This window comes from Synechococcus sp. J7-Johnson (assembly GCF_024345795.1).
GTDB lineage: Bacteria > Cyanobacteriota > Cyanobacteriia > PCC-6307 > Cyanobiaceae > Regnicoccus_A.
Genome location: NZ_JAGQBU010000006.1, coordinates 34,940 through 57,866, shown reverse-complemented (window position 1 = coordinate 57,866; position 22,927 = coordinate 34,940). Strand labels below are relative to the sequence as shown.

Sequence of the window (22,927 nt, the reverse complement as noted above, 5' to 3'; positions counted from 1 at the left end):
GCTCGATGGCCATGGCCCCTGAATCGGTGTCGTTCCGCATCACCCGCACGGCCGAAGATCTCGCTCAGACGGTGGCGGCCTTGTCGCACCGGCTGGTGCATCTGGAGCAACGGCTTGGCCTGCTGGAGATGGCGCTGGAGGACGACCAGCAGCCGCAGTCCGACCAACTTCAGGCGCTCTCCAATGTGGAGGTGCTGCTGCGGGACTGCCGCCAACTGCTCGAGACGTCAGCCCCTATGTCCGCTCCAGCGGCGCTCGAGCCTGCCCCACCGCAGGAGCTGGATATGGCCGCCTGAGCCAAATTCCTGGCGTGTCCCTATCACTCAAGCTGGCAGTGGCCTGCTCCTGAGTGGCAGAATGAAAAGAAAAACAACCGTGGTCAGCACCTATCCGGCCTGCCCCCTGCCCCGTAACGGGGGGTCGATGCCACCCCAGCCTTTCATCCACCGCCCTGGCTACATCGAAGGTGGCCACCAGCTCGAGAAGCTGGAATTTGCCCTGGCCATCGCCATCAGCCGTGGTGACACCAGTCGGGCCGACCAGCTGCGGTCCCAGATCGATGTCCTCGGTGATCTGGGTGAAGAGCCAGGCACCTGACACCTGAGATCGTCTCAACCTGTCTGCATTCCTCTCTCTTTCAAGTCAACTTCTCGATCAACCGTTAAAGTCGCTGAAGATTGATTTGTTGTTGTGCTTGCGGTTCAAACGCGATCTTCGATCGCCATGTCACAGGGATCAGAGCAACGAAGCCAGTTCCTCCAGGAAGCTGCAAAGCATGAATCCCATGCTGAAGCTGCTGCCCTGCGTGGTGATCTTGTCGAAGCGGCCCAGGCTGTACTTAAGTCTCTTGATTGCGAGCGACGTGCCGGCAGCATCGGACCTCAGATTCTCCAGGTGATCAAGCCCAGATCCTGAGAGAGTGGAGCTGACGACGTTTTTCTTTGCTAAAGCGGGTGACCGGGCTCGAACCGGCGACGTTCAGCTTGGGAAGCTGACATTCTACCACTGAATTACACCCGCATTTTTTGATCTTAGCAAACGGACTGATGGGGTTTTGCCCAGCAGTCCGTCTGTCCCTCAGATCGTCAGTTCCCGGGCCGCCGCGGCCAGACCCGCCCCCACCGGCTGCCGGGTGGCGCCCAGCTCCTGCAGGGTCGCCTCGATGGCGGCCACCACGGTGAGGACGTCGCGATCGCAGACGAAACCCAGGTGGCCGATGCGGAACACCTTGCCCTTCAGGTGATCCTGGCCGCCGGCCAGCAGAATGTCGTAGCGCTCCTTGATCTTCTTTCGCAAAACCTCGGCGTCCAGACCCTCAGGGGCCACAGCCGTGATCGACGGGCTGCCGTGGCCTTCGGCGGCGTAGAGAGGCAGGCCGATGGCGCGCATGGCCGCCTGGGTGGCCCGCTGCAGCCGGGCATGGCGAGCGAAAATGGCATCAAGTCCTTCCTGCTCCATCATTCCCAGGGCTGCTTCCAGTGCGTAATACAGCGTCACCGGAGGCGTGAATGGATTGCTGTCGGCAGCGGCTGATTTCCGGTACTTGCCCAGATCCAGGTAGAACTTGGGCAGATCGGAACGCTTGTGCGCTTCCCAGGCGCGCTCGCTCATCGCCACGAAGGCCAGGCCCGGCGGCATCATGTATCCCTTCTGGGAGCCGGAGCCCACCACATCCAGGCCCCAGGCTTCCACGGGCACCGGGCAGGCCCCCAGGCTGGTGACGCAGTCAGCCACCACCAGAGCCTGGCCATGGGCATGGACATGACGGGCGATCGTCTCAAGGTCGTTGATCACCCCGGTGGAAGTTTCCGAATGGGTGAGGATCACCGCGCGAATCTTCTTATCGCTGTCGGCTTCGAGGGCCAGGCGGAAGGCCTCCGGATCAAGGGGCTGGCCCCAGTCGGCGCTGATCACCTCCACCTCCAGGCCGTAGGCCCTGGCCACCTTCACCCAGCGCTCGCCGAACTTGCCGTTGTCCCCGCAGAGAACCTTGTCGCCCCGGCTCAACACGTTGATGATGCCGGCCTCCATCGCGGCGGTGCCACTGCCGGTGAGGGCCAGCACATCACCGCTCGTCTGGTGCAGCCACTTGAGCTGCGCCGTGGTGTGCTTAACGATCGCCTGGAATTCGCCGCTGCGATGGCCGATCGGGTGGCGGCTCATGGCCAGCAGGACGGTCTCCGGCACCGGCGTGGGACCGGGGATCATCAGGGTGAGCTTGTCCTGCATGGGGGGCGCTGGGGGGACGGGCGCGGCGGCCCAATCCATCACCTTAAAAAACCAAGGTCCCCCCACCCCGGCTCAGCTCCCCGACCAACACCGCAGCCATGCCCCTGCCGATTACCAACGTGACGCCCTTCACCCTGCCGGTCTGGGTGGCGGCCGCCGCCCGCGCGGCTCTGGAGACGCTGCTCGAGGCTGAGGGCCTTGCCCTCCCTGATGCTGCGCTCAAGGGCTCCGTAGAGGCCCAGCCGCTGGAGTTGCTGGAGCCGCCCGGCGTCGAGCTGGTGCAGGTGGAGGCTGCCGCTGCCCTCGGCCATGGCCAGGCCCTGGGCATGGCCCGTTGCGATCCGGGCGATGGCCTGGATCTCACCCGGGGCTTGTTGGTGTGGGTGCAGGCGAGCTGGTGGGATCCGGCGCAGGATGCAGAGCCATCCCAGCGATTGCTCCTGGATGCGGGGGAGGGGCTGGGGGTGCGGGCCGGCAGCCGGGACCTGTGCCTCTCCGCCTATGCCCGTCGGCTGCTGGAGGTCAACCTTCTGCCCCTGGTGCCAGCCTGCCGCGGCCTGCGGCTCCAGCTGGTCTTCCCCCGGGGCCGGGAGCTGGCAGGTCGCACCAGCAACGAAGCCTTCGGGGTGGTGGACGGTCTTGCCCTGATCGGCACCCAGGCCGTGGTTCAGCGAAGCGCCGCCCCTGATCGGCTCGATGAGTGCCTGGAGACCTTGCGCCAGTGGCCGCACTCGCCCCACCCCGGCGATCTCGTGCTGGTGATCGGCGAAAATGGGCTTGATCTGGCGCCGCGACTCGGCCTGCCTGCTGGCCTGTTGCTCAAGGCCGGCAACTGGCTGGGGCCATTGATCGTGGCGGCGGCTGAAGCCGGTGTCGAGCGGCTGCTGCTCTTCGGCTATCACGGCAAGCTGATCAAGCTGGCGGGCGGGATCTTCCACACCCACCACCACCTGGCCGATGGTCGTGCCGAAGTGCTCACGGCCCTGGCGGCCCTTGAGGGGATGGGCGGCCCTGAGCTGGAGCGGCTGTTCGCGGCGCCCACGGTGGAGGCCGCTCTGGCGCGATTGCAGGAGCTCGATGGGCCGCTGGCGGCCCGGATCGAGGCGCGGCTGGCCCTGGCGATCGAGACCCGCAGCCAGGCCTACCTTGCCCGCTACGGCCGTTTCCCCACCAGGATCGGAGCGGCGCTCTTCGATCGGCAACGGCAGCTGCGGGTGGCGGGCCCCTGCGGAGCGGAGCTGCTGGAGGCTTTCCGGCACGACCTAGGGTGAGCCCAAAAGGCCTGGCAGGCCGTTATTCGGTCGTTATGTCCCACCCGTCCCCCTCGACCGAGCAGCCTGAGAGCTCACGCCTGCCGGCGATCGTCATACTCGATTTCGGCTCCCAGTATTCCGAGTTGATTGCCCGTCGGGTGCGGGAAACCGAGGTGTATTCCCTGGTGCTGGGTTATGCAACCAGCGTGGAAGAGATCAGGCGCCTTGACCCGAAGGGAATCATCCTCAGCGGCGGACCCAGCTCGGTGTACGACGAGGGGGCGCCCCTGTGCGATCCCGCCATCTGGAGCCTGGGGATCCCTGTGCTGGGGGTTTGCTATGGCATGCAGCTGATGGTGCAGCAGCTCGGCGGCCAGGTGGAGGCTGCCGGCCGGGGCGAGTACGGCAAGGCGCCCCTCTACGTGGATGACCCGATCGATCTGCTCACCAACGTGGAGCAGGGCTCGACGATGTGGATGAGCCACGGGGATTCGGTGCAGGCCCTGCCGCCTGGCTTCAGTCGCCTGGCTCATACCGACAACACGCCGGAAGCTGCGGTGGCTGATCACCAGCGGCGTCTGTACGGGGTGCAGTTCCACCCTGAAGTGGTGCATTCCCGCGGCGGAATGGCCATGATTCGCAATTTCGTTTATCACATCTGCGGCTGTGAGCCTGATTGGACCACGGCAGCCTTTATCGATGAAGCACTTGCAGATGTGCGGGAGCGGGTGGGGGACAGGCGGGTGCTGCTGGCGCTTTCCGGCGGGGTCGATTCCTCCACGCTGGCCTTCCTTTTGCACCGGGCCATTGGAGATCAGCTCACCTGCATGTTCATCGACCAGGGATTCATGCGCAAGGGGGAGCCGGAGTTCCTCACAGAGTTCTTCGACACCCAGTTTCACATTCGCGTTGAATACATAAACGCCCGTGATCGCTTCCTTGCCAAACTCGACGGCATCACCGATCCGGAGCAGAAGCGCAAGATTATCGGCGCTGAATTCATTCGTGTGTTCGAGGAGGAAAGCAAGCGACTTGGACCCTTCGATTATCTCGCCCAGGGCACTCTCTACCCCGATGTGATCGAATCAGCCGGCACCAATGTCGACCCCAGGACCGGCGAGCGGGTGGCCGTGAAGATCAAGAGCCACCACAACGTGGGCGGGCTGCCCAAGGATCTGCAGTTCAAGCTGGTGGAGCCCCTGCGGCGCCTGTTCAAGGACGAGGTGCGCAAGGTGGGCCGCAGCCTCGGCCTGCCCGAAGAGATTGTGCGCCGCCATCCTTTCCCCGGGCCAGGCCTGGCGATCCGCATTCTCGGGGAGGTCAGTGCCGAGAAGCTCAACATCCTGCGCGATGCCGATCTGGTGGTGCGGGAGGAAGTGCAGGCGGCTGGGCTCTATCACGAGATCTGGCAGGCCTTTGCGGTGCTGCTGCCGGTGCGCAGCGTCGGCGTGATGGGCGACAAGCGCACCTATGCCTATCCGATCGTGCTGCGGTGCGTCTCCAGCGAAGACGGCATGACCGCCGACTGGTCCCGCCTGCCCTACGACCTGCTGGAGCGGATCTCCAACCGGATCGTCAATGAAGTGAAGGGGGTGAACCGCGTCGTGCTCGACATCACCAGTAAGCCCCCCGGCACGATCGAGTGGGAATAGGCCTGACCTTGGGCAGCAGTTTGAGTGTTGGCCGGGCGCTGGCCTCTGCGGTCGGCGTTCGATACCATCGGCTCCCAGCCTGTTTCCCTTGATCGCCGTCACCCAGCAGGATCCCCAGGTGCAGCGCCGCCTGCAGCAGGACAGCATCCTGCTGGGTGGAAAAACCATCTACCTCAATCCCTTTCTCTACTGGCGTCGCTTCGATGCCAACACCGACCGTTGGCTGCGGGAACCCGGTCAGCTGCCGGAGGAGCAGATTCTGGCCAACCGTGGCCGTTTCTATCCGGAATTGCACTGGGAGGAACTCAGTGACGGTGAATGCCAGATCAAGGATGGCGCCGTGGAGATGTTCATCAAGAGCCTGGAGCTGATCAGCACCTTCCACCCCGATCTCAGCGCCGGACATCTGCTGGAGGTGGAGCGCAAGATGGCGGTCACCAAGAAGCGGGCCTTTGAGCGCTGGGTTGAGAAATCGCTGCAGCGTCGCAAGAAGCTGGAGCAGAGGGAACGGCGTCGGTTTGATCGTGAGCGTGCCCTGCGCGGCTGGGGCGAGTGGTTCAGTCTTGATATGACGCGCCAGGCCCTGCTGCCGTTCACCGCCGCCGTCGCTCTGGCCGTTGTCGTTGGATGGTGGTTGGGATCGCGCGAGTTCTGCCGGGCGGTGATTCTCGAGCCCGGGATCCAGCGCACCCCCTGAACCCGCTGACGCTCTCCTGGGAGTCAGACTGTGACAACGGTCCGATGGTGCTTGCCAGCGGCGTTTGCTTCAGGAGTCCTGGTCATGGCTGCCGATCCCTTTGATGCCCTGCGGCTCACCCTGATGGAAGACCTGCTTCCGGTGGGCATCGCTGTGGTCGACCGGGCTCGCCGGGGTGGACCTCGCCAGGTGGTTGAGGCTTTCACCGCCACGGATGATCCTCTGGCACAGCTGCGTCAGGAGGGGGATGCGGCCGCCAAGGCCGTGCGCGCGAGTCTCGACCAGGTGCAACCAGGGCTGGGCAACCCCGTGGTGAAGGTGGAGGTGCGCGACGTGCCGGCCGACTCCCCCACTGATCTGAGCGTCCCGCCACCCCCATCACCAGGCGGGCCTGAGGAGCGGCGGGCTTTGCAGGAGACCCTGGCGCGCATCTCCGGTTGCCTGGAGGAACTCGAGCGTCGCCTCGGGGCCTGAGGCGATGGCCACTGGATTCCAGCCCGGTTCACATCGGCAGTCGGGGATGAGCCATCAGCCGGCCTGGTTGCTGGCGGTTGTGCTGCTGGCGGCCTCGGCGATGGGGGCCCGCCTGGCCTGGCTGCAGTTGGCCCAGGGTGCTGAAAACCGCCTGCGGGCTGACCAGAACCGCATCCGCCTCGTGCCCCGTCACCCCGTACGCGGCCGCCTGCTCGATCGCCATGGGGAGGTGCTGGCCACCAGCCGCCTCACCTACAACCTCTATCTGCAGCCTCGGCTGGTGCCGAAGGAACGCTGGCCGGCCCTGCGCGAGAAGCTGGCGACGCTGCTGGCGCTGCCGGTGAATCAGCTTGAGCAGAACTACAAGGAGGGGCTCCAGGGTGATGGCTATCGGATCGAGCTGGCCAGTTCCCTGAGCAGCGTTCAGGTGTTGCGCTTTCGGGAGCAGGCGGCCAATCTCGATGGCGCCGAGGTGGATGTCGACTACCTGCGCTCGTACCCCGGTGGCCCCCTGGCCGCCCACGTGCTCGGCTACACCAGTGGCATCACCGAGGAGGAATTCGCCCGCCTGGCCGACAAGGGGTATCGGGTTCAGGACCGCATCGGGCGCACCGGGCTTGAGCAGGTCTATGAATCCCACCTGCGGGGCGAGTGGGGCGGCCAGCAACTGGAGGTGAATGCCGCAGGGCAGGTTCAGCGGGTGCTGGGCGACAAGCAGGCCCGCGCTGGCAAGGACCTGCGTCTGACCCTGGATCTGGAGTTGCAGCGCACCGCCGAGAAGGCCCTCGATGGTGTGGCCAAAGGGGCGATCGTGGCCATGGATCCCCGCACCGGCGCCATCCGCGCCATGGCGAGCCGCCCCAACTTCGATCCCAACATCTTCTCCACAGGCCCCACCACTGCCCAGTGGAATGAACTGAACCGCCCGCAGGCGCCCATGCTCAACCGGGCGATGCGGGCCTTTCCCCCCGCCAGCACCTTCAAGCTGATCAGCGCGATCGCGGGTCTCGAATCAGGCCGTTATGGCCCCACCTCCACCATTCCCACCTCCGGGTCCTTCTGCTACGACGGCCAGTGCTATGCCGACCACGGCAGCTTCGGCAGCATCGGTTTTCCCTTCGCCCTGGCGGTGAGCAGCAACAGCTTCTTCTACAGGTTGGGCCTGAAGGTGGGATCGGAGGAGCTGTTCAAGGCGGCGCGCCGCCTTGGCTACGGCAGCTACACCGGTATTGAGCTGCGGGCTGAGGAGAGTCCTGGGCTGCTGGGGGACAAGGCCTGGAAGAAGGAGGTGCTGGGGGAGCCCTGGACCTCGGTCGACACGATCACCTCGTCGATCGGTCAGGGGGCGGTTTCGGTGACGCCGCTGCAGATGGCCCGCCTTTACGCGGCCGTGGCCAATGGCGGCTGGCTGGTCACTCCCCACCTGGTGGAGCGGGACACCCCCCGGACCTGGATCGGCCTCAAGCCCACCACCCTCCAGGTGCTGCGCCAGGGTCTGCGCGAGGTGGTCACCAACGGCACGGCCACCATGCTCAACGATCCCAGGCTGCCAGCGGTGGCCGGCAAGACCGGCACCGCCGAAGACCCGCCGCGGCCGGATCACGCCTGGTTCGGCGGCTATGCCCCGGCTGGCAAGCCCGATCTGGTGATCATTGCCTTCGGCGAGAACAGTGGCGGCTACGGCGGCACCATCGCCGTGCCGATGGTGAAGGCCCTGCTGGCCACCTGGTTCAAGCCTGCTCAGGCCGCCAGCTGAAGGTTGGCACCGGCCACATCGCGATAGAAGCTGCGCAGCTGGGCGGTGGCTCCGGCCCAGCCCCAACGCTCGGCTTCATGGCGGGCCGCCTGCCGCAGCTGCTCACGCCGCTCGGGACTGGCCAGCAGCCGCATGGTGGCGGCAGTGAGCGAGGCGTCGTCGTCGGGGTCGTACAGGCAGCCGTTGACCCCATCGGTGACAATGTCGGGGATGCCGCCCCGATTGGCGCCCACCACGGGGCAGCCCGCCGCCATCGCCTCCAGCAGCACCAGCCCCAGGGTTTCGGTGCTGGAGGGGAACAGGAACGCATCGGCACTGGCATAGGCGCCGGCCAGCTCCTCGCCGCCCAGATAGCCCACGAAAGTGGTGGCGGTCCCCTCGAACACCTTCTCCAGCTGGGCGCGGTGCGGGCCGTCTCCCACCAGAGCCAGCCTGGCCTGGGGCAGGGCGTCGAGCACGGGCCGGATCCGCTCGATCTGCTTCTCGGCCGAAAGCCGACCCACGTAGAGCAGCAGGCTGTCGCTCTCGGGGTGGCGGCCCATCAGGCGCCGCCGCATGGCGACCGAGCGCAGCTCAGGCCGGAACATCTCGGTGTCGACGCCCCGCTGCCAGAGGGCGGTGTGCTGGATGCCCCGCTGGCTCAGCTCCTCCACCATCACCGAGGAGGTACAGAGATTGAGCACCGCCTGGTTGTGGGCGGCCTTGAGCAGCTCCCAGAGCAAGGGCTCGAACACGCCCATGCCGTAGTGCTCGAGGTACTTGGGCAGGTGGGTGTGATAGCTGGCGACCAGGGGGATCTGGCGGGTTCGCGCCATCCAGATGCCTCCCAGGCCCAGCACCGCCGGGTTGACCACGTGCACCACATCCGGCTGGAAGGCCTCCAGGGCCTCGGCCACGGCCGGACGGGGCAGGGCGAGTTTCAGCTCCGGGTAGAGCGGCAGGGGCAGGGCCGGTACGCCGATCACCCGGGCTCCCATAAACAGAGAGGGGGCACCCTCCGGGCAGAACAGCAGCACCTCATCCCCGGCGCGCACCAGGTGTTCCACGGTCTTGGTGAGACGCGTGACGATGCCGTCGACCTTGGGGAGGAAGGTTTCGGTGAACAGTGCGATCTTCACGGGCGCTGCCGTAGGGGCATGGTCCTGGCCATCAGCTCAGACGACGGCCTTGAGGGCCGCCGCCTGGGTGGTGGTCCAGGAGGACACGCAGGGGATGCGGGAGCGGTCGCAGCGGTCGGCCCAGCGCCTGGCCACGTCGACCACTTCGCTGAGCAGGCCGTCTTCGAGGGTGGTTGGCTTGAGGCCAAGCTCAATCAGGCAGCGGTTGTCGACGATCAGATCATTCTCGATCGCCTCCTTGCGCGGGTTGGGCAGGTGGCTCACCTGGGCACCGGTGACGGCCGCCACCTTCTCGGCCAGATCCTTGACCTTGTGGCTTTCGGTCATCTGGTTGTAGATGCGCACCTTTTCCCCGGAGATGGGGGGGTGGTCGATCGCCAGCTCCACGCACTTGACCGAATCACGGATGTGGATGAAGGCGCGGGTCTGGCCGCCCGTGCCGTGCACGGTGAGGGGATAGCCGATCGCGGCCTGCATCAGGAAGCGGTTGAGCACCGTGCCGTAATCGCCGTCGTAGTCGAAGCGGTTCACCAGGCGGGGGTCCCGGTCGGTGAGATCGGTGTTGGTGCCCCAGACAATGCCCTGGTGCAGGTCGGTGACACGGATGCCGTCGTTCTTGTTGTAGTAGTAAAAGAGCAGCTGATCCAGCGTCTTGGTCATGTGGTAGACGCTGCCAGGATCCGTAGGGTGCAGGATCTTCTCTCGGAAGCGGCTGCCGTCGGCCTGTGGCACTTCCACCGTGAGGTAGCCCTCGGGAATCGTGGCGCCCCGATGGGAGCCATAGCCATACACACCCATGGTGCCCAGGTGCACGATGTGGATGTCGAGGCCACTTTCAACGATGGCGCAGAGCAGGTTATGGGTGCCGTTGACGTTGTTGTCGACCGTGTAGCGCTTGGTGGTGCTCGACTTCATCGAGTAGGGCGCTGCCCTCTGCTCGGCGAAATGCACCACGGCCTCCGGGCGCTCGCTGCGCAGCAGCTCCAGCAGCAGGTGGTAATCCTGGGCGATGTCGAGGTGCACGAAGCGGATGGCACGGCCGCCCATGTCTTCCCATGCCCGCAGGCGGTCGTGCACCGTGGCGATCGGGGTAAGCGATTCCACCCCCAGATCCACGTCGATCTTGCGCCGGCTGAGGTTGTCGACCATGACTACGTCGTGGCCGGCCTGGGCCATGTTCACGCAGCAAGGCCAGCCGCAGAAGCCGTCGCCGCCGAGAACGAGAACCTTCACGTCTGAACTCCTGCTGAACGAGCCGATGCTCCTGGGGGCAAGCTACTACAGGCGTTCCGACCCCCCCGGCAGACAGCCAGGATCCAGGCGCTCAGCTGATCGCCGCCGCCACCGCCAGCATCAGCAGCACCAGCATCACGCCCCCCAGCAGCAGCAGGATGGTCGAGCGGCTGCGCCCTGTCCCTGCCTCGATCACCTCCATGCGGGGCTCCCTGGCGAAGGCATTGAGTTTGCCGCCGTCTTCCTCGGTGACCGACATGGCTGGGGTGCAGGGGAAGCCGCAAGTTACCCAGCGCAGTTCGGCTTGGCCCAGCCCTGAGAAGGACTGTTACGGGACCTGGGCCTGAGCGGATGTGCCGACCAGGGAGCCGACCATTCCCTGCTGCGGTGAGCTGGCGCTGGCCTCGGAGCGCATCGGCAGCCGTCCGGCCAGGAAAGCGCTGCGTCCCGCCTCAGTGGCCATTGCCATGGCTCGGGCCATGGCCGCCGGATCGCCTGCCATCGCGATGGCGCTGTTGATCAGCAGGGCGTCCGCCCCCATCTCCATCGCCTGGGCCGCCTCGCTGGGAACACCGATGCCGGCGTCCACCACCACAGGAACCCTGGCGCTCTCGATGATCAGGGCGATGTTGGCGGCGTTGCGGATCCCCTGGCCAGAGCCGATCGGGGAGCCCAGCGGCATCACCGTGGCGCAACCGGCCTCCTCCAACCGCCGCGCCAGCATCGGATCGGCGTTGATATAGGGGAGCACCACGAAGCCCTCCCGCACCAAGGCTTCAGCGGCCTGGAGGGTGCCGATCGGATCCGGCAGCAGGTGCCGGCTGTCTGGAATCACCTCCAGCTTCACAAAGTTGTTGTCCTCCTGGCCGGCCAGGCGCGCCAGCTCCCGTCCGAGCCGCGCCACCCGCACCGCTTCCTCGGCGGTGGCGCATCCGGCGGTGTTGGGGAGCATCCAGTGGCGGCTCCAGTCGATCGCCTCGATCAGGCCCTCATGCCCAGCGGCCAGCGACTGCACCCGGCGCACCGCCACGGTGACGATCTCACAGGAGCTGGCCGCAAGGCTGGCTTTCATCGCCGCCAGGCTCGGATACTTGCCGGTACCGGTCATCAGGCGGCTGCGGAAAGGCCGTCCCGCTATCACCAGGCTGTCGCTGTCCATCGGGATGTCCTCGAAGCCCAGGCCATGCCGCGAAACTACCGCGAACGGTGGCCCCGGCGGCTGTTTTGCACCGCCTGATGGCGTCTCCGCCCTTAGCCTGCGCTCACGTGCCCTGAACCATTTCGATGTCGCTGCTTCTGCCGCTGTTGCTGGCTGCCGCCGACCCCCAGCTGGCCATGAATCCCCTGCCTGTGGGAAGTGTCGTGCCGTTCGGCGCCCCGCCCTCTGCAGCGGTGCAGGTGTTCGAGGCCGAGCTCGGGCCCGTGGAAACCTTCGATCCCAAGGGAAGGGCCATCGATCTGGCCCGCGACCTGCCCAGGGTGTGGTCGGGCGTCTACCGCTCCTTCGCTGGCGGCGAGCCCCTGCCGGTGCAGCTGCGCCTGGCGGAGGCCACTCCCATGGGCCAGATGGTCGACCTGCGCGGTGAAATGCAGTTGGGAGAGACCACCGTGGCGGTGCAGGGCAACCTCAACGCCAAATCGGATCAGCTCGATCTGCTCATGCTCTGCGACTGCGAGGTCGGCGGCATGGAATCGGGTGGGGAGATCAGCGGTGTGCAGGGGCTTGAGCTGGCGGGCTGGGTCGCGCCGCGGCTGACCAATCCAGGCGGTCGCTTTGATCTGCGCCCGGTGGCTCAGACGGCAGCCCCATCTGCACCCAATCCTTCCGGGGGAGCTCCTGTTCGAGGATTGTGGTGACCAGAGGCTGATCGCCTCAGAAGCGTTCTAAGGAGAGCCTTAAGAGCCTCAGCCGGGTTTGTTTCCAGAGTTCGTGGACCCGGCCTTTGGACCCATCCCCTTGGCAGGGCCAACATGTTCAGCCGGATCGGCAGGGAAACGACGGTCGAGCAGCTTCAGGCGCTTGCTGGTGGTCTTGTTACTGGGATCGAGGGCGAGGGCCTGGCTGTAGGCCTGGCGGGCCTCGACGGGTAATGACTGACGCTCAAGGGCATAGCCCAGGTTGTTCAGGGCCACGGGGTAATCGGCTTTGGCCTGCAGGGCCGATTTGTAGTGACGAATGGCCGCGGCATGGTTGCCCTGGGCGGCAAGGGCAAAGCCAAGAGCGTTCTGGATGAGAGCTTTCGCTTCGCCCGGTTCGCCATCCGAGCGCTTCAAAGCCAGTTTGAGCGTGTCTACCGCCTGGTCGTAGAGCCGTTTGCGCAGCTGCACCGAGGCCAGCTCGTAAAGCGTGGCGGAATCCTTTGAGTCTTCCTTGACCTGGATCTCCAGCTTGGCCAGACGAACTTCATCAGCCCGCACACGCCAGACCTGCAGACCGATCACCACGGCGGCCCCACCAAGCAGAACGATCAGGCCGATCAGATAGGCCTGTGGAAGGAGAAGGTCCATCGGGCCTGCGGGTGTGGGCTATGGGCGGAGTTGGTGCGGGGGCTGGGATCAGGCGCGGGCGGCGCCCACCACGTCACTGAAGCTGGCTGGATCAGCCAGGGCGAGCTGGGCAAGCATCTTGCGGTTCAGCTGCACATCGGAGCGCTTGAGACCTCCGATCAGGCGGCTGTAGCTCAGGCCGTTGAGGCGGGCGGCGGCGTTGATCCGGGCAATCCAGAGACGACGGAAATCGCGCTTGCGGCGACGACGGTCGCGGTAGGCATTGCACAGGGCCTTCATCACCCGTTGATTCGCGGTGCGGAAGAGGCTGCCGTTGCTGCCCTGGAAACCGCGGGCTAAACGGAGAACCTTGTTGCGGCGTTTACGGGCGACATTGCCCCTCTTGACGCGGGCCATGAAAATCTCTCAGTTGAACAGTTGAATTCAGATGGTGCCGGCTTTCGGCCGGCCTCAGCCTGCGTAGGGGAGCATGCGGCTCACGTTGTCGGCATCGCGCTCATCGACGACCGCCATGGTGCCGAGATAGCGCTTGCGCTTGGGGCTCTTGTGATCGAGCAGGTGGTTGTGGAAGGCGCGCCGACGCATGAACTTGCCACTGCCGGTCACCTTGAACCGCTTGGCAGCTGCTCGGCGGGTCTTGAGCTTCGGCATGTCTGGCGCCCATTCACAAACAACCAAAGTACGACGTAGGTGTCCCTTCCGCCAACTCCTCCAGGATCATCCACTCGGTCGTACGGTTTTTCGATGCGATTCCCCGCCCCGCTCTCAGCTTGCACCCTGCCTCGTCTGGTGCCCTTCGCCATGGGCATCGGAGGCTCCCTGCTGCTGGCCCCGGGCTGCCGTGCCATGCCTGCGGCTGCCCTGCACTGGCCCACCTCCCCTCGCCCTGCCATTGAGCGCACCGCGCCGGTGCTCTGGGTTGCCGTGGGTGCCCGGCTGGGGCCGGCTCCCGGGGTGGCTGCCGCCAAGGCGCCTCCGCTGCTGCTGAAGGCCGCCGCCGGCAGCCTCGAGCTGGAGGACGCCAGTGGTCGCAAACTCCAGGGCTCCAGCCTGAGTCTGCGTTGGCGGCAGCGGCCCCTGCAGGAGCCCCTGCTGCTGGAGCGCACCGTGCTGGGCCCCTTCCCCAGTTTCGAAACGGCGGATCAGGCGGCCGTGGCCTGGCGCCAGCTTGGAGTGGAGCCAGTGATCGCCCATCCGGCGGAGTGGGAGGTTTGGGCGCCTGCCCGCACGGCTGCCCCCGAGGGATTCCAGGCCAGGGCCTGGACGCGGGAGGAGACAACCCGTCTGGAGCTGGAGGCCACGACGGCCGACGGCAGTGTGATGGCGCTGGAGGGCCCCCTGCGCCTGAAGGCTCCCCAGGGCCTGAGCTGGGGCAAGGGTGTGTTCCAGGGACCGTTCCGATTGCAGGCCAACGCCTATGGCGGCTGGAGCCTGATCGAGCAGGTGCCCCTGGAGCGCTACCTGCTGGGGGTGGTTCCCCACGAGATCGGTGCCGGCTCCCCAGCGGCGGCCCTTGCGGTCCAGGCCGTCCTCGCCCGCACCTGGGCCCTGCGCAACAGCCATCGCTACGACGTTGACGGGTATCACCTCTGCTCCGACACCCAGTGCCAGGTGTATGCCGATCCACGCCAGGCCGGTGCCGCCGTGCGCCGTGCCGTGGAGGCCACCCGCGGGCAGGTGCTGAGCTGGCAGGGGCAGCCCATCCACGCCGTGTACCACGCCAGCAACGGCGGTATCTCGGCCGGATTCGAGGAGGTCTGGAGCGGCCCGCCCCTGCCTTACCTCCAGGCCCGCCCCGATGGGCCGCCCGCCTTTGCCCAGCGCTTCGGGGTGCCGCTGCCCGACGCCTCCTTGCCGCAGCTGCTGCGTCAGGGGGGCGCCGCTTATGGAGCCGACCATCCGCTGTTTCGCTGGACCCGGCAGCTGGACAACACCCGCATCCGCCAGTCGTTGGAGAAGGGCCCCGGCGGCGTCGGAGAGCCCCGGGAGATCAAGGTGCTCGAGCGAGGTCCCAGCGGCCGGGTGCTGGCCCTCTCGCTGGTGGGCAGCAGCGGCCAGCGGGTGCTGCGCCGTGACGCGATCCGCCGAACTTTCCGTCAACTGCCGAGCACCCTGTTTGTGGTCAAGTCCGACGGGCCCGGCCGCTGGAGCTTCACGGGTGGTGGCTTCGGCCATGGCGCCGGCCTATCCCAGCAGGGGGCCATCGATCTGGGCGGTCGAGGCTGGAGCCAGAACAGGATCCTGGCGCACTACTATCCGGGCACCGAGCTGGTGACCCTCGAAGCCCTAAGTGGTGGCCTTTAGAGTTCGATTCGACGCGGACCAGCCACGCCGGCGCGGTTGCCATGACGGAGTTGCCATGACACCCACCGGTTCCAGCCCCAGGGGCCGTCGCGGCAAAGCCGCCCTGTTTGTCGTGCTCTGCGGTTGGGCCGGGGTGGCGCCCCACTGGCTGGAGCCGCCCCGCAACCTTCTGCCTGCCGCCAGTCTCACCCTTCTGCTGGGCGCGTATTTGGTGCGCAACGTGCTCGGACAGCTCTGGCACCGCAACCGGGCGCAGAGCTCAGCCGACGGGCCCGGCCTCGAGGCCGCCAGCGGCGACGGTTCCTGGCCGGGGCCCTGGCCAGCGGTGGATGTGGTGGTGGCGGCCCGCGATGAGCAGGCTGTGGTCGGCCGTCTGGTGGAGCGGGTCAGCCGTCTTAGATACCGCCATGGGGTTCTGCGCCTCTGGGTGGTCGACGACGGCAGTGAGGACCGCACTCCCGAGCTGCTGAAGGCGCTTGAGGCCAGCACGCCGATGCTGCGGGTGCTGCGGCGGCCACGCCATGCCGGTGGCGGCAAGTCGGGGGCCCTCAATGCGGTGCTTGAGCAGCTCGAAGGAAGCTGGATGTTGGTGCTCGACGCCGACGCCGGCCTGCAGGAGGACCTGCTCGAGCGGCTGATCCCCTTGGCGGAGCAGGGCGGTTGGTCGGCGATGCAGCTCCGCAAAGCTGTGGTGAATGCTGGCTGCAACCTGCTCACCCGCGCCCAGGCGATGGAAATGGCCCTCGATGCGGTGGTGCAGGAGGGCCGGCTGGCCGGCGGCGGGGTGGCGGAATTGCGGGGCAACGGCCAGTTGCTGCGCCGGGAGGCGATCACCCGGGCCGGCGGGTTCAACGAGGACACCGTCACTGATGACCTCGACCTCAGTTTTCGGCTGTTGCTGGCCGGTGAGCCCGTGGGCGTGCTCTGGGATCCCCCTGTGGAGGAAGAGGCGGTACTCACCGTTCAAGCCCTCTGGCGCCAACGTCAGCGCTGGGCGGAAGGCGGGCTGCAGCGCTTCTTTGACTACTGGCCAGGGCTGCTCTCGGAGCGCCTCAACCCTGCCCAGAAGTTCGACCTCACCAACTTCTTCCTGCTGCAGTACGTACTGCCGATGGTCTCGGTCGTCGACCTGCTCACCGCCTTGGTCACCCGCACCGCCCCCACGGTCTGGCCCTTGTCGATCGTGGCCCTGGGCCTGTCTGGAGCGGCCATCGTGGCTGGCTGCCGCCGCCCCAGCGAAGGCCCTGCCCTGCCGGCGATGAATCCCCTGGCGGCCGCGCTCGGGATTGCCTATCTCATGCACTGGTTCGTGGTCATCCCCTGGGTCACCCTGCGCATGGCCCTGCTGCCCAAGCGCCTGGTCTGGGCCAAGACCCAGCACCTCGGCAGCGAAGCTGGCACCGAAAGCAGCGCCGACGATCTCTCGCTCGCCATTGACCCCCTGGCTGATCAGCTGCCTGATCCCTCCACTCAGGTCTCCTGAGGAGTCCCGCCTCAGTCCTCCAGATTCACCACCTCGCCGTTGAAGAAATCGGCCAGGCGGCGCGCCTGGTCATCGAGCGGTTGGGGTTCAGGTCGATCAGCCGATAGGCCTGGCCCTGCCTTGATGGGCCCAGGCGATGGTGTCTGGGCTGTGGCAATCGCCTGGGAAGTCGCCGCTGGCGCGGACACTGAAGGACCTGGCAGTAAAGCTGGTGCTACCGGAGCTTCCACAGCGGGCCTGGCCACCACTGGTGGGACGGCAGTCGGGCTGGCGGGCTGGTCGGAGGCTTCCAGCAGCACCTGGCGTGGGGCGCCCAGGGCCTGGTGCAGCGCCGACTCCAGCAGGGGCAGGCGACTCTGCACCATGGCGATCCACTTGCCGCTGACCCGCACCACGGCCCGCTGCTGATCGAGGCGCAGCAGGGAGGCCTGCTGGGAGAGCAGCATGCGGGTGGAGGGCAGCTCCAGGCTGGAGAGGATCTGCTGCCAGAGCTCCGCTAGATCCTGGTGTTCCGGGCCTGGCGCTCGGGCCGACCGGGGCTCTGCTGGCGGTGGTTCGGCAGTTGTTGGCTTTGGCGTTGACGTTGGTGTTGGTGTTGCCTTCGGCGCCTGAGGCAACGCCGTCGATGTTGCCGCGCTGGTTGCCGCTGACGCGGAAACAGGCTGCCCCTGGCCACCGCCCCCTGTCGACGCCGGCTCCGCCAGCAGCCCCAGCAGCAGCACCTCCAGCCAGAGCCTGGGTTGGGCGCTCTGGCGCAGCTGCTGTTCGCTGCCCTTGAGCTGGGCCTGCCAGCTGAGCAGCCGCGCCTTGCCGATGCGGTGGGCCTGCTCGGGCAACAGCGGCTGCAGCTGGGCGCTGACCGCTGTGAGCTCCAGCCGGTCCGGGGCCACCCCGGCCAGCACCAGATCCCGCAGCAGGCTGGCCAGACCCTGCAGCAGGGCTCCGGGCTCCCGCCCCCGCTCGAGCAGGCGCCGGCAGGTCTCGAGAATGCCCAGGGGATCGGCCTCTCCCATGGCGGTCACCAGCTCCAGCAGCTCCTGCTCAGGCACTGCACCGAGCAGGTCCCACACCGCCGTCGCCTCGATCGGCGCCCTCAGCAGGCTGAGCTGGTCAAGCAAGCTTTCGGCATCGCGCAGGCCCCCCTGGGCGCGAAGTGCCACCACGTGCAGGGCCTCGGGGGTGATGCCGATCTCCTCCTCGCTGGCGATGAAGCGCAGGTGATCCTCCAGGGCCTGCAATGGAATGCGGCGGAAGTCGAAGCGCTGGCAGCGGGAGAGGATCGTCGGCAGCACCCGCTGGGGATCAGTGGTGGCGAGCACGAACACCACCCGCGGCGGTGGTTCCTCCAGGGTCTTGAGCAGCGCGTTGAAGGCGGCGGTCGAGAGCATGTGGCACTCATCGATCACGTAGACCTTCCAGCGGGCCTGCACCGGAGCGAAGCGGGAGCGCTCGATCAGTTCCCGGATGTTGTCGACGCCCGTGTTGGAGGCGGCATCGATTTCGATCACATCGAGGGCATTGCCGGCGGTGATCGAGCGGCAGAGCTCACAGGTGCCGCATGGTTCGGGGGTGGGTCCGGCTGCTGTCAGGCAGTTGAGCGATCGCGCCAGGATCCGGGCGCTGGAGGTCTTGCCTGTGCCCCGGGGCCCGCTGAACAGATAGGCCGGAGCGATCCGGTTCTGGAGCAGGGCACTGGTGAGGGTGGAGGCGATCGCCTCCTGTCCCACCAACTGGTCGAAGCGTTGGGGCCTGTACTTCTGAGGCAGGGGCAGATAGGCACGGGCCTGGGTCATGGAGGCTGCTCCCCGGACGGCCTGGGCCATGAGGCTACTCAGCGGGTTTCGGGGCCAGCAGGCGCTCCAGACTGTCCTCCATCTCCTCCACCTCCTCAAGCTGATCGGCCAGATTCTGGGCCGCCAGGCGCAGTTTGGCGAAGGAATCCGTTGCGCCGTCTCGGCCTTCCCCCCAGCGGGCCTCTGCCCGGGCCAGCTCCGCCTCCAGCTTCTGCTGCAGCTTCAGGCGCAGTCCATCGAGCTGCTCCAGGCTCTGAAGTGCCAGTGTCCGGCCCTTCTCCAGCTGCTCCCCATCCAGATTGAGCCCCTGCCGGAGCAGCAGGCGCACGCCGGTGATCAGGGCCGCCGGCACCAGCTGGCCCAGCATCAGGGCTCCGAGGCTGCTGGTGTGCAGCCAGCTGTCCACCTGGGCACTGCGGTGACGACCGGTCTTGCACCAGATCGCGAAGTGCTCGCAGTTGTTGAAGATCAGGTTGTAGCGCTGCTCCCCCAGCCGGCCCATGGCCCGGCGCAGGGTCGTGCCCGCCGGAGAGATCTCGGTGGGGTCGTAGCCGACCACCGCCACTGCTTCACCACGGCTGAAGTCCTCGAGGGGTGAGCGCAGGATCGCCCTGCCCTCCAGGTAATGGGCCACGCTGCCATCCCCCAGGTCGATGCCGTGGTGGTTGAACAGCCCGTGCTGCCGGGGTACCTGGAGATGGTCGGCGGCTGCCATGGGCCTTGATCGCGGGGCAGAATCGCTTCACCCTGCCGCCGGGTTGGCGGGTGGATCAAGGACGGTCAGGGGTGGATTGCCGTTCAGGCCGATTCCTGCTGGCTGACCACGCTGGGATAGGGGAGCACCTTGGCCTTGCTGCGTTGCTCCACCAGCTCGCGGGTGATCGTGTAGGTGCTGACCTCGGTGTTGGAGGGGAGGTCGTACATCAGATCCAGCATCAACTCTTCGACGATGCCGCGAAGGGCACGGGCACCGGTGCGTCGGCGGTGGGCCTCATGGGCGATCGCCTCGATGGCGCCGGGCTCGAACTCCAGGCGCACGCTGTCCATGCTCATCAGCGTCTGGAACTGCTTGATCAGGGCGTCGCGGGGTTCGGTGAGGATCGACTCCAGGGAACGCACATCGAGGGGCTCCAGCACGGCGCTCACGGGCAGCCGGCCGGTGAATTCGGGGATCAGCCCGTAGCGCACCAGATCGTCGGGTTCGAGGTGACGCAGCACGTGGCTGGCCTTGAGTTCGCGGTGGCCGCGGCCGCGGCCATCAGCGGGCAGGAAACCGATCGAATTGCGACCCAGGCGTCGCTGCACCACGTCTTCGAGTCCCACGAAGGCGCCGCCGCAGATGAACAGGATCTGGCTGGTGTCGATCTGGATGCAGTCCTGGTAGGGATGCTTGCGTCCCCCCTGGGGCGGCACGTTGGCGACGGTGCCTTCCAGCATCTTGAGCAGCGCCTGCTGCACCCCTTCGCCGGACACATCGCGTGTGATCGAGGGGTTCTCGCTCTTGCGGGCGATCTTGTCGATCTCGTCGATGTAGATGATGCCGCGCTGGGCCTGCTCCACATCGAGGTCAGCCTTCTGCAGCAGGCGCAGCAGGATGTTCTCCACGTCCTCACCCACATAGCCCGCCTCGGTGAGGGTGGTGGCGTCGGCCACCGCGAACGGCACATCAAGAAGTTCGGCCAGTGTCTGGGCAAGCAAGGTCTTGCCACTGCCGGTGGGGCCGATCAGCAGGATGTTCGATTTGTGCAGGCGGGTGGCGCTGCGGTCGGTCTCACCCTTGCCGTCTCCTTGCCAGGCCAGGCGCTTGTAGTGGTTGTAGACCGCAACCGAGAGCACCTTCTTGGCCTCGTCCTGGCCCACCACCTGTTCATCGAGGAAGGCCTTGATCTCCTTAGGTCTGGGGATGGTCGCCAGGGTGGGGGCGGGCTTGCTGCTCTTTTTGACGGCTGGCTTGCGGCCGTGGTCGCCGTGGGGCCTGGCGCTGCCATGGCTTTCCACCAACTCCTCATCAAGGATCTCATTGCAGAGATCGATGCATTCGTCGCAGATGTAGACCCCGGGTCCGGCGATCAGTTTGCGCACCTGCTCCTGAGACTTGCCGCAGAACGAGCACTTGAGGTGGGCGTCGAACTTGGCCATCGGGCTGGGGCGTCCTGGTCAGGGGGTAGGGCATGGGCCGGCCTTCCAGGATCGGCCGGAACCCGGGGTTCGTCAGCAGACCTTAAGGATCAAACCGGAGTCGTGTCATCCACGACACGATCGATCAATCCGTAACTCACGGCTTCGGGCGGAGACAAAAAGTAGTCCCGGTCGGTGTCTTCCGCAATCTTCTCGAGGGGCTGACCGGTGTGCTCCGCCATCAGACCGTTGAGGGTGTCCTTGAGGAAGAGGATCTCCTTCGCCTGAATCTCTATGTCGACAGCCTGCCCCTGGGCGCCTCCGAGGGGCTGGTGGATCATGATCCGCGCGCTGGGCAGTGCCATGCGCTTTCCCTTGGCGCCACCCGAGAGCAGGAACGCCCCCATGCTGGCCGCCAGGCCATAACAGATGGTCACCACGTCAGGAGCCACCTGCTGCATGGTGTCGTAGATGGCCAGCCCAGCCGTGACCGAGCCGCCCGGCGAGTTGACGTAGATCTGGATGTCCTTCTCGGGATCTTCCGCTTCCAGGAACAGGAGCTGGGCCACCAGGGAGTCGGCCACCTGATCGTCGATACCGGTGCCCAGGAAGATGATCCGATCCCGCAACAGGCGCGAATAGATATCGAACGCCCGCTCGCCGCGCCCCGACTGCTCCACCACCGTGGGCAGCACGCCTGGCGAGGCCTGCCAGCTGTTGTGGATCGGATGGGAGCGAATGGCTTCGATCACGCGGCTGGGGCAGGGGAAACGGGACAGAACATCAATCTATGGCGGCCTCAGGCCTGGTCGTCGGCGCCGTCAGCCGTCTCGACCTCAGGGGCTTTTTCGGTGAGGGTGCTGTTGGCCTCGAGCCACTCCAGCAAGCTCTCGCGCAGCAGATCCTCGGCCACGGCTTCGCGCAGGCGCTGCGGATCGATCGAACTGGTGTCGCTCAGACCCTGACTGACCTCCTTGACCTTGGCTTCGATCGCCGCGGCCTCCGGGCGGATGCCTTCGGCTTCCGCCAGGGCCTTGAGGGCGAAGCTGCGCCGCAGACGTTGCTCGGCCTCCGGGCGGGAGCTGTCCATCAGGCTGCGCACCAGATCGGGGCTGAACAGCTTCTTCACATCCATCCCCTGCTGGGCGATCTGGGAGGCGGTTTGCTCAATCAGTGAGCGGATCTCCTGCTGGATCAGGGTCTCGGGCAGATCGACCTCCAGCTGCTCCACCAGTGCCGAGAGCAGGGCGTCGTGGCGGCTGCTGCGGGCCCGCCGTTCAGCGTCCTCACGCAGGCGGGTTTCAAGATCGGTTCTGAGCTCCTCGAGGGTGTCCTTGTCACTGGCCTCCTTGGCGAAGGCGTCATCGAGGGCGGGGAGTTCGCGCGCCTTGAGTTCCTTGAGGGTGATGCTGAAGCTGGCCTCGCGGCCCTGAGCCTCCTCCTGGGGGTAGTCGTCGGGGAAGCGGCAGTTCACCTCGCGCTCCTCGCCCACGACCATGCCGAGGATGCCCGCCACGAAGCCGGGAATCATTCGCTTCTCTTCGAGCTCCACCTCCATGGCATCGGAGCTGCCGCCCTCGATCGCCGCTCCGGTGTCGACAAAGCTGCCGCTGAAGGCCACCACCGCCACGTCGCCAGTGGCGGCGGGTCGATCCTCCACCGGCACCAGGGTGGCCAGCTGGCGGCGCGATTGCTCGAGCATCTCATCGACCCGTGAGGGGTCATAGCTGATCAGCTCAGCTTCGGCCGTGAGTCCTTTGGTGGCCTTGAGACTGGGGGTGGGTTGCACATCCAGCTCAAGGGTGAGGGTGAGGTCTTCACCGGGGCTGAAGCGCTCCAGCAGGGCCTCGAAGCCACCGCTCAGCTCGGGGCTGCTGAGAGCCTCGATCTTCTCCTGCTCCAGGGCATCACGCCAGACGCTGTCCACCAGGTCTTCGAGGGCGGTGGCGCGAATTCGCAGCGGGCCGATCTGCTGGAGCAGCACCGGCCGGGGCACCTTGCCCTGGCGGAATCCAGGCAGGCGCACACTGCGGCTCAGCTTCACCACGGCGGCCTCGTAGCTGGCCTGGGAGCGGCCGCCTGGGACGTCCACCTCCAGCGCCAGCCGGCTGCCGGGGCGGGGGCTGGTCTTGACCTTCAGGGCGGAGCTCATGGCGAAACGGCCGGGCCGCGGCGATGCAGCCCCTGATCCTATGAACTCGTGCTCCAGCCCCTCCAGCGGACCCGCCTGAGGCCCGGGCCGCGTATTGTGTGCTCAACGACATGTGGTCGTTGATATCCACCAGGACCAACTGGTTCCATTCCGAGCC

At 66.5% G+C, this 22,927-nt stretch carries 23 protein-coding genes and 1 tRNA gene; 10 read left to right on the top strand and 14 right to left on the bottom strand.

The window, feature by feature from the left end:
- Positions 1–11 precede the first annotated feature (11 nt).
- Together KBY93_RS04795 and KBY93_RS04790 are read left to right on the top strand one after the other, a co-directional pair.
- Positions 12–296, top strand: coding sequence for a hypothetical protein (locus KBY93_RS04795; protein ID WP_255093106.1), 285 nt, complete (start codon positions 12–14; stop codon positions 294–296).
- A gap of 127 nt (positions 297–423) precedes the next feature.
- A complete protein-coding gene (locus KBY93_RS04790) occupies positions 424–597 on the top strand; it encodes a hypothetical protein (RefSeq protein WP_255093105.1) in 174 nt (57 codons plus the stop codon).
- Between the two features lie 351 nt (positions 598–948).
- On the opposite strand, the gene KBY93_RS04785 is transcribed toward KBY93_RS04790, so the two are convergent.
- Together KBY93_RS04785 and KBY93_RS04780 are read right to left on the bottom strand one after the other, a co-directional pair.
- Positions 949–1,020, bottom strand: a tRNA-Gly gene (locus KBY93_RS04785).
- 57 nt (positions 1,021–1,077) lie between these two features.
- Positions 1,078–2,229 (bottom strand): alanine--glyoxylate aminotransferase family protein, encoded by a 1,152-nt coding sequence (locus tag KBY93_RS04780; RefSeq protein WP_255093104.1) that lies wholly within the window; start codon positions 2,227–2,229, stop codon positions 1,078–1,080.
- 98 nt (positions 2,230–2,327) lie between these two features.
- Between KBY93_RS04780 and cbiD the strand changes: the two genes are divergently transcribed.
- The 5 genes from cbiD (at position 2,328) to mrdA (ending at position 8,061) form a co-directional block, all read left to right on the top strand.
- Positions 2,328–3,500, top strand: coding sequence for a cobalt-precorrin-5B (C(1))-methyltransferase CbiD (cbiD, locus tag KBY93_RS04775; protein WP_255093103.1), 1,173 nt, complete (start codon positions 2,328–2,330; stop codon positions 3,498–3,500).
- A gap of 35 nt (positions 3,501–3,535) precedes the next feature.
- Positions 3,536–5,134, top strand: coding sequence for a glutamine-hydrolyzing GMP synthase (gene guaA / locus KBY93_RS04770; RefSeq protein WP_255093102.1), 1,599 nt, complete (start codon positions 3,536–3,538; stop codon positions 5,132–5,134).
- A gap of 88 nt (positions 5,135–5,222) precedes the next feature.
- Positions 5,223–5,831, top strand: a complete 609-nt coding sequence (locus KBY93_RS04765) for a hypothetical protein (RefSeq protein WP_255093101.1) — start codon at positions 5,223–5,225, stop codon at positions 5,829–5,831.
- An 84-nt stretch (positions 5,832–5,915) separates the two neighbouring features.
- Positions 5,916–6,305, top strand: coding sequence for a hypothetical protein (locus KBY93_RS04760; protein WP_255093100.1), 390 nt, complete (start codon positions 5,916–5,918; stop codon positions 6,303–6,305).
- Positions 6,306–6,309: 4 nt separating this feature from the next.
- Positions 6,310–8,061: a penicillin-binding protein 2 gene (mrdA, locus tag KBY93_RS04755; protein ID WP_255093099.1), complete on the top strand. Its 1,752-nt coding sequence runs from the start codon at positions 6,310–6,312 to the stop codon at positions 8,059–8,061.
- On the opposite strand, the gene KBY93_RS04750 is transcribed toward mrdA, so the two are convergent.
- The 4 genes from KBY93_RS04750 to KBY93_RS04735 all read right to left on the bottom strand — a co-directional run bounded on the left by KBY93_RS04750 (position 8,046) and on the right by KBY93_RS04735 (position 11,571).
- Complete coding sequence (locus KBY93_RS04750; protein ID WP_255093098.1) at positions 8,046–9,179, bottom strand: glycosyltransferase family 1 protein; 1,134 nt, start codon at positions 9,177–9,179, stop codon at positions 8,046–8,048. The two genes, mrdA and KBY93_RS04750, sit on opposite strands and share 16 nt — an antisense overlap.
- 36 nt (positions 9,180–9,215) lie before the next feature.
- On the bottom strand, positions 9,216–10,412 hold the full coding sequence (locus tag KBY93_RS04745) for an NAD-dependent epimerase/dehydratase family protein (RefSeq protein ID WP_255093097.1): 1,197 nt from the start codon (positions 10,410–10,412) through the stop codon (positions 9,216–9,218).
- Between the two features lie 91 nt (positions 10,413–10,503).
- Positions 10,504–10,671, bottom strand: coding sequence for a photosystem II assembly protein Psb34 (gene psb34, locus KBY93_RS04740; protein ID WP_255093096.1), 168 nt, complete (start codon positions 10,669–10,671; stop codon positions 10,504–10,506).
- A gap of 69 nt (positions 10,672–10,740) precedes the next feature.
- Positions 10,741–11,571 carry a thiazole synthase gene (locus KBY93_RS04735; protein ID WP_255093095.1) on the bottom strand — a complete coding sequence of 277 codons (831 nt, stop codon included), beginning with the start codon at positions 11,569–11,571 and terminating at the stop codon, positions 10,741–10,743.
- Positions 11,572–11,696: 125 nt separating this feature from the next.
- Here KBY93_RS04735 and KBY93_RS04730 point away from each other — a divergent pair, with 125 nt between their 5' ends.
- Complete coding sequence (locus KBY93_RS04730) at positions 11,697–12,269, top strand: hypothetical protein (protein WP_255093094.1); 573 nt, start codon at positions 11,697–11,699, stop codon at positions 12,267–12,269.
- A 48-nt stretch (positions 12,270–12,317) separates the two neighbouring features.
- Here KBY93_RS04730 and KBY93_RS04725 read toward each other — a convergent pair whose 3' ends face one another.
- From KBY93_RS04725 to rpmI, 3 genes are read right to left on the bottom strand one after another with little or no spacing between them, the layout of a single operon-like run.
- Positions 12,318–12,920, bottom strand: a complete 603-nt coding sequence (locus KBY93_RS04725) for a tetratricopeptide repeat protein (protein ID WP_255093093.1) — start codon at positions 12,918–12,920, stop codon at positions 12,318–12,320.
- Between the two features lie 48 nt (positions 12,921–12,968).
- On the bottom strand, positions 12,969–13,316 hold the full coding sequence (gene rplT, locus KBY93_RS04720) for a 50S ribosomal protein L20 (protein ID WP_255093092.1): 348 nt from the start codon (positions 13,314–13,316) through the stop codon (positions 12,969–12,971).
- Positions 13,317–13,370: 54 nt separating this feature from the next.
- The gene (gene rpmI / locus KBY93_RS04715) at positions 13,371–13,571 is read right to left on the bottom strand and encodes a 50S ribosomal protein L35 (protein WP_094554864.1); all 201 of its coding nucleotides are present in this window, start codon (positions 13,569–13,571) and stop codon (positions 13,371–13,373) included.
- A gap of 93 nt (positions 13,572–13,664) precedes the next feature.
- Between rpmI and KBY93_RS04710 the strand changes: the two genes are divergently transcribed.
- The gene (locus KBY93_RS04710) at positions 13,665–15,224 is read left to right on the top strand and encodes a SpoIID/LytB domain-containing protein (protein WP_255093091.1); all 1,560 of its coding nucleotides are present in this window, start codon (positions 13,665–13,667) and stop codon (positions 15,222–15,224) included.
- 55 nt (positions 15,225–15,279) lie between these two features.
- Complete coding sequence (locus KBY93_RS04705) at positions 15,280–16,707, top strand: glycosyltransferase family 2 protein (RefSeq protein WP_255093090.1); 1,428 nt, start codon at positions 15,280–15,282, stop codon at positions 16,705–16,707.
- Positions 16,708–16,718: 11 nt separating this feature from the next.
- On the opposite strand, the gene KBY93_RS04700 is transcribed toward KBY93_RS04705, so the two are convergent.
- The 5 genes from KBY93_RS04700 to tig form a co-directional block, all read right to left on the bottom strand.
- Positions 16,719–18,500: a DNA polymerase III subunit gamma/tau gene (locus KBY93_RS04700; protein ID WP_255093089.1), complete on the bottom strand. Its 1,782-nt coding sequence runs from the start codon at positions 18,498–18,500 to the stop codon at positions 16,719–16,721.
- A 34-nt stretch (positions 18,501–18,534) separates the two neighbouring features.
- Positions 18,535–19,215: a lecithin retinol acyltransferase family protein gene (locus tag KBY93_RS04695; protein ID WP_255093088.1), complete on the bottom strand. Its 681-nt coding sequence runs from the start codon at positions 19,213–19,215 to the stop codon at positions 18,535–18,537.
- 83 nt (positions 19,216–19,298) lie between these two features.
- Positions 19,299–20,639, bottom strand: coding sequence for an ATP-dependent protease ATP-binding subunit ClpX (gene clpX / locus KBY93_RS04690; RefSeq protein ID WP_094554861.1), 1,341 nt, complete (start codon positions 20,637–20,639; stop codon positions 19,299–19,301).
- 89 nt (positions 20,640–20,728) lie between these two features.
- A complete protein-coding gene (clpP, locus tag KBY93_RS04685; protein WP_094554860.1) occupies positions 20,729–21,370 on the bottom strand; it encodes an ATP-dependent Clp endopeptidase proteolytic subunit ClpP in 642 nt (213 codons plus the stop codon).
- A gap of 47 nt (positions 21,371–21,417) precedes the next feature.
- Positions 21,418–22,770 (bottom strand): trigger factor, encoded by a 1,353-nt coding sequence (gene tig / locus KBY93_RS04680; protein ID WP_255093087.1) that lies wholly within the window; start codon positions 22,768–22,770, stop codon positions 21,418–21,420.
- Between the last annotated feature and the right edge of the window lie 157 nt (positions 22,771–22,927).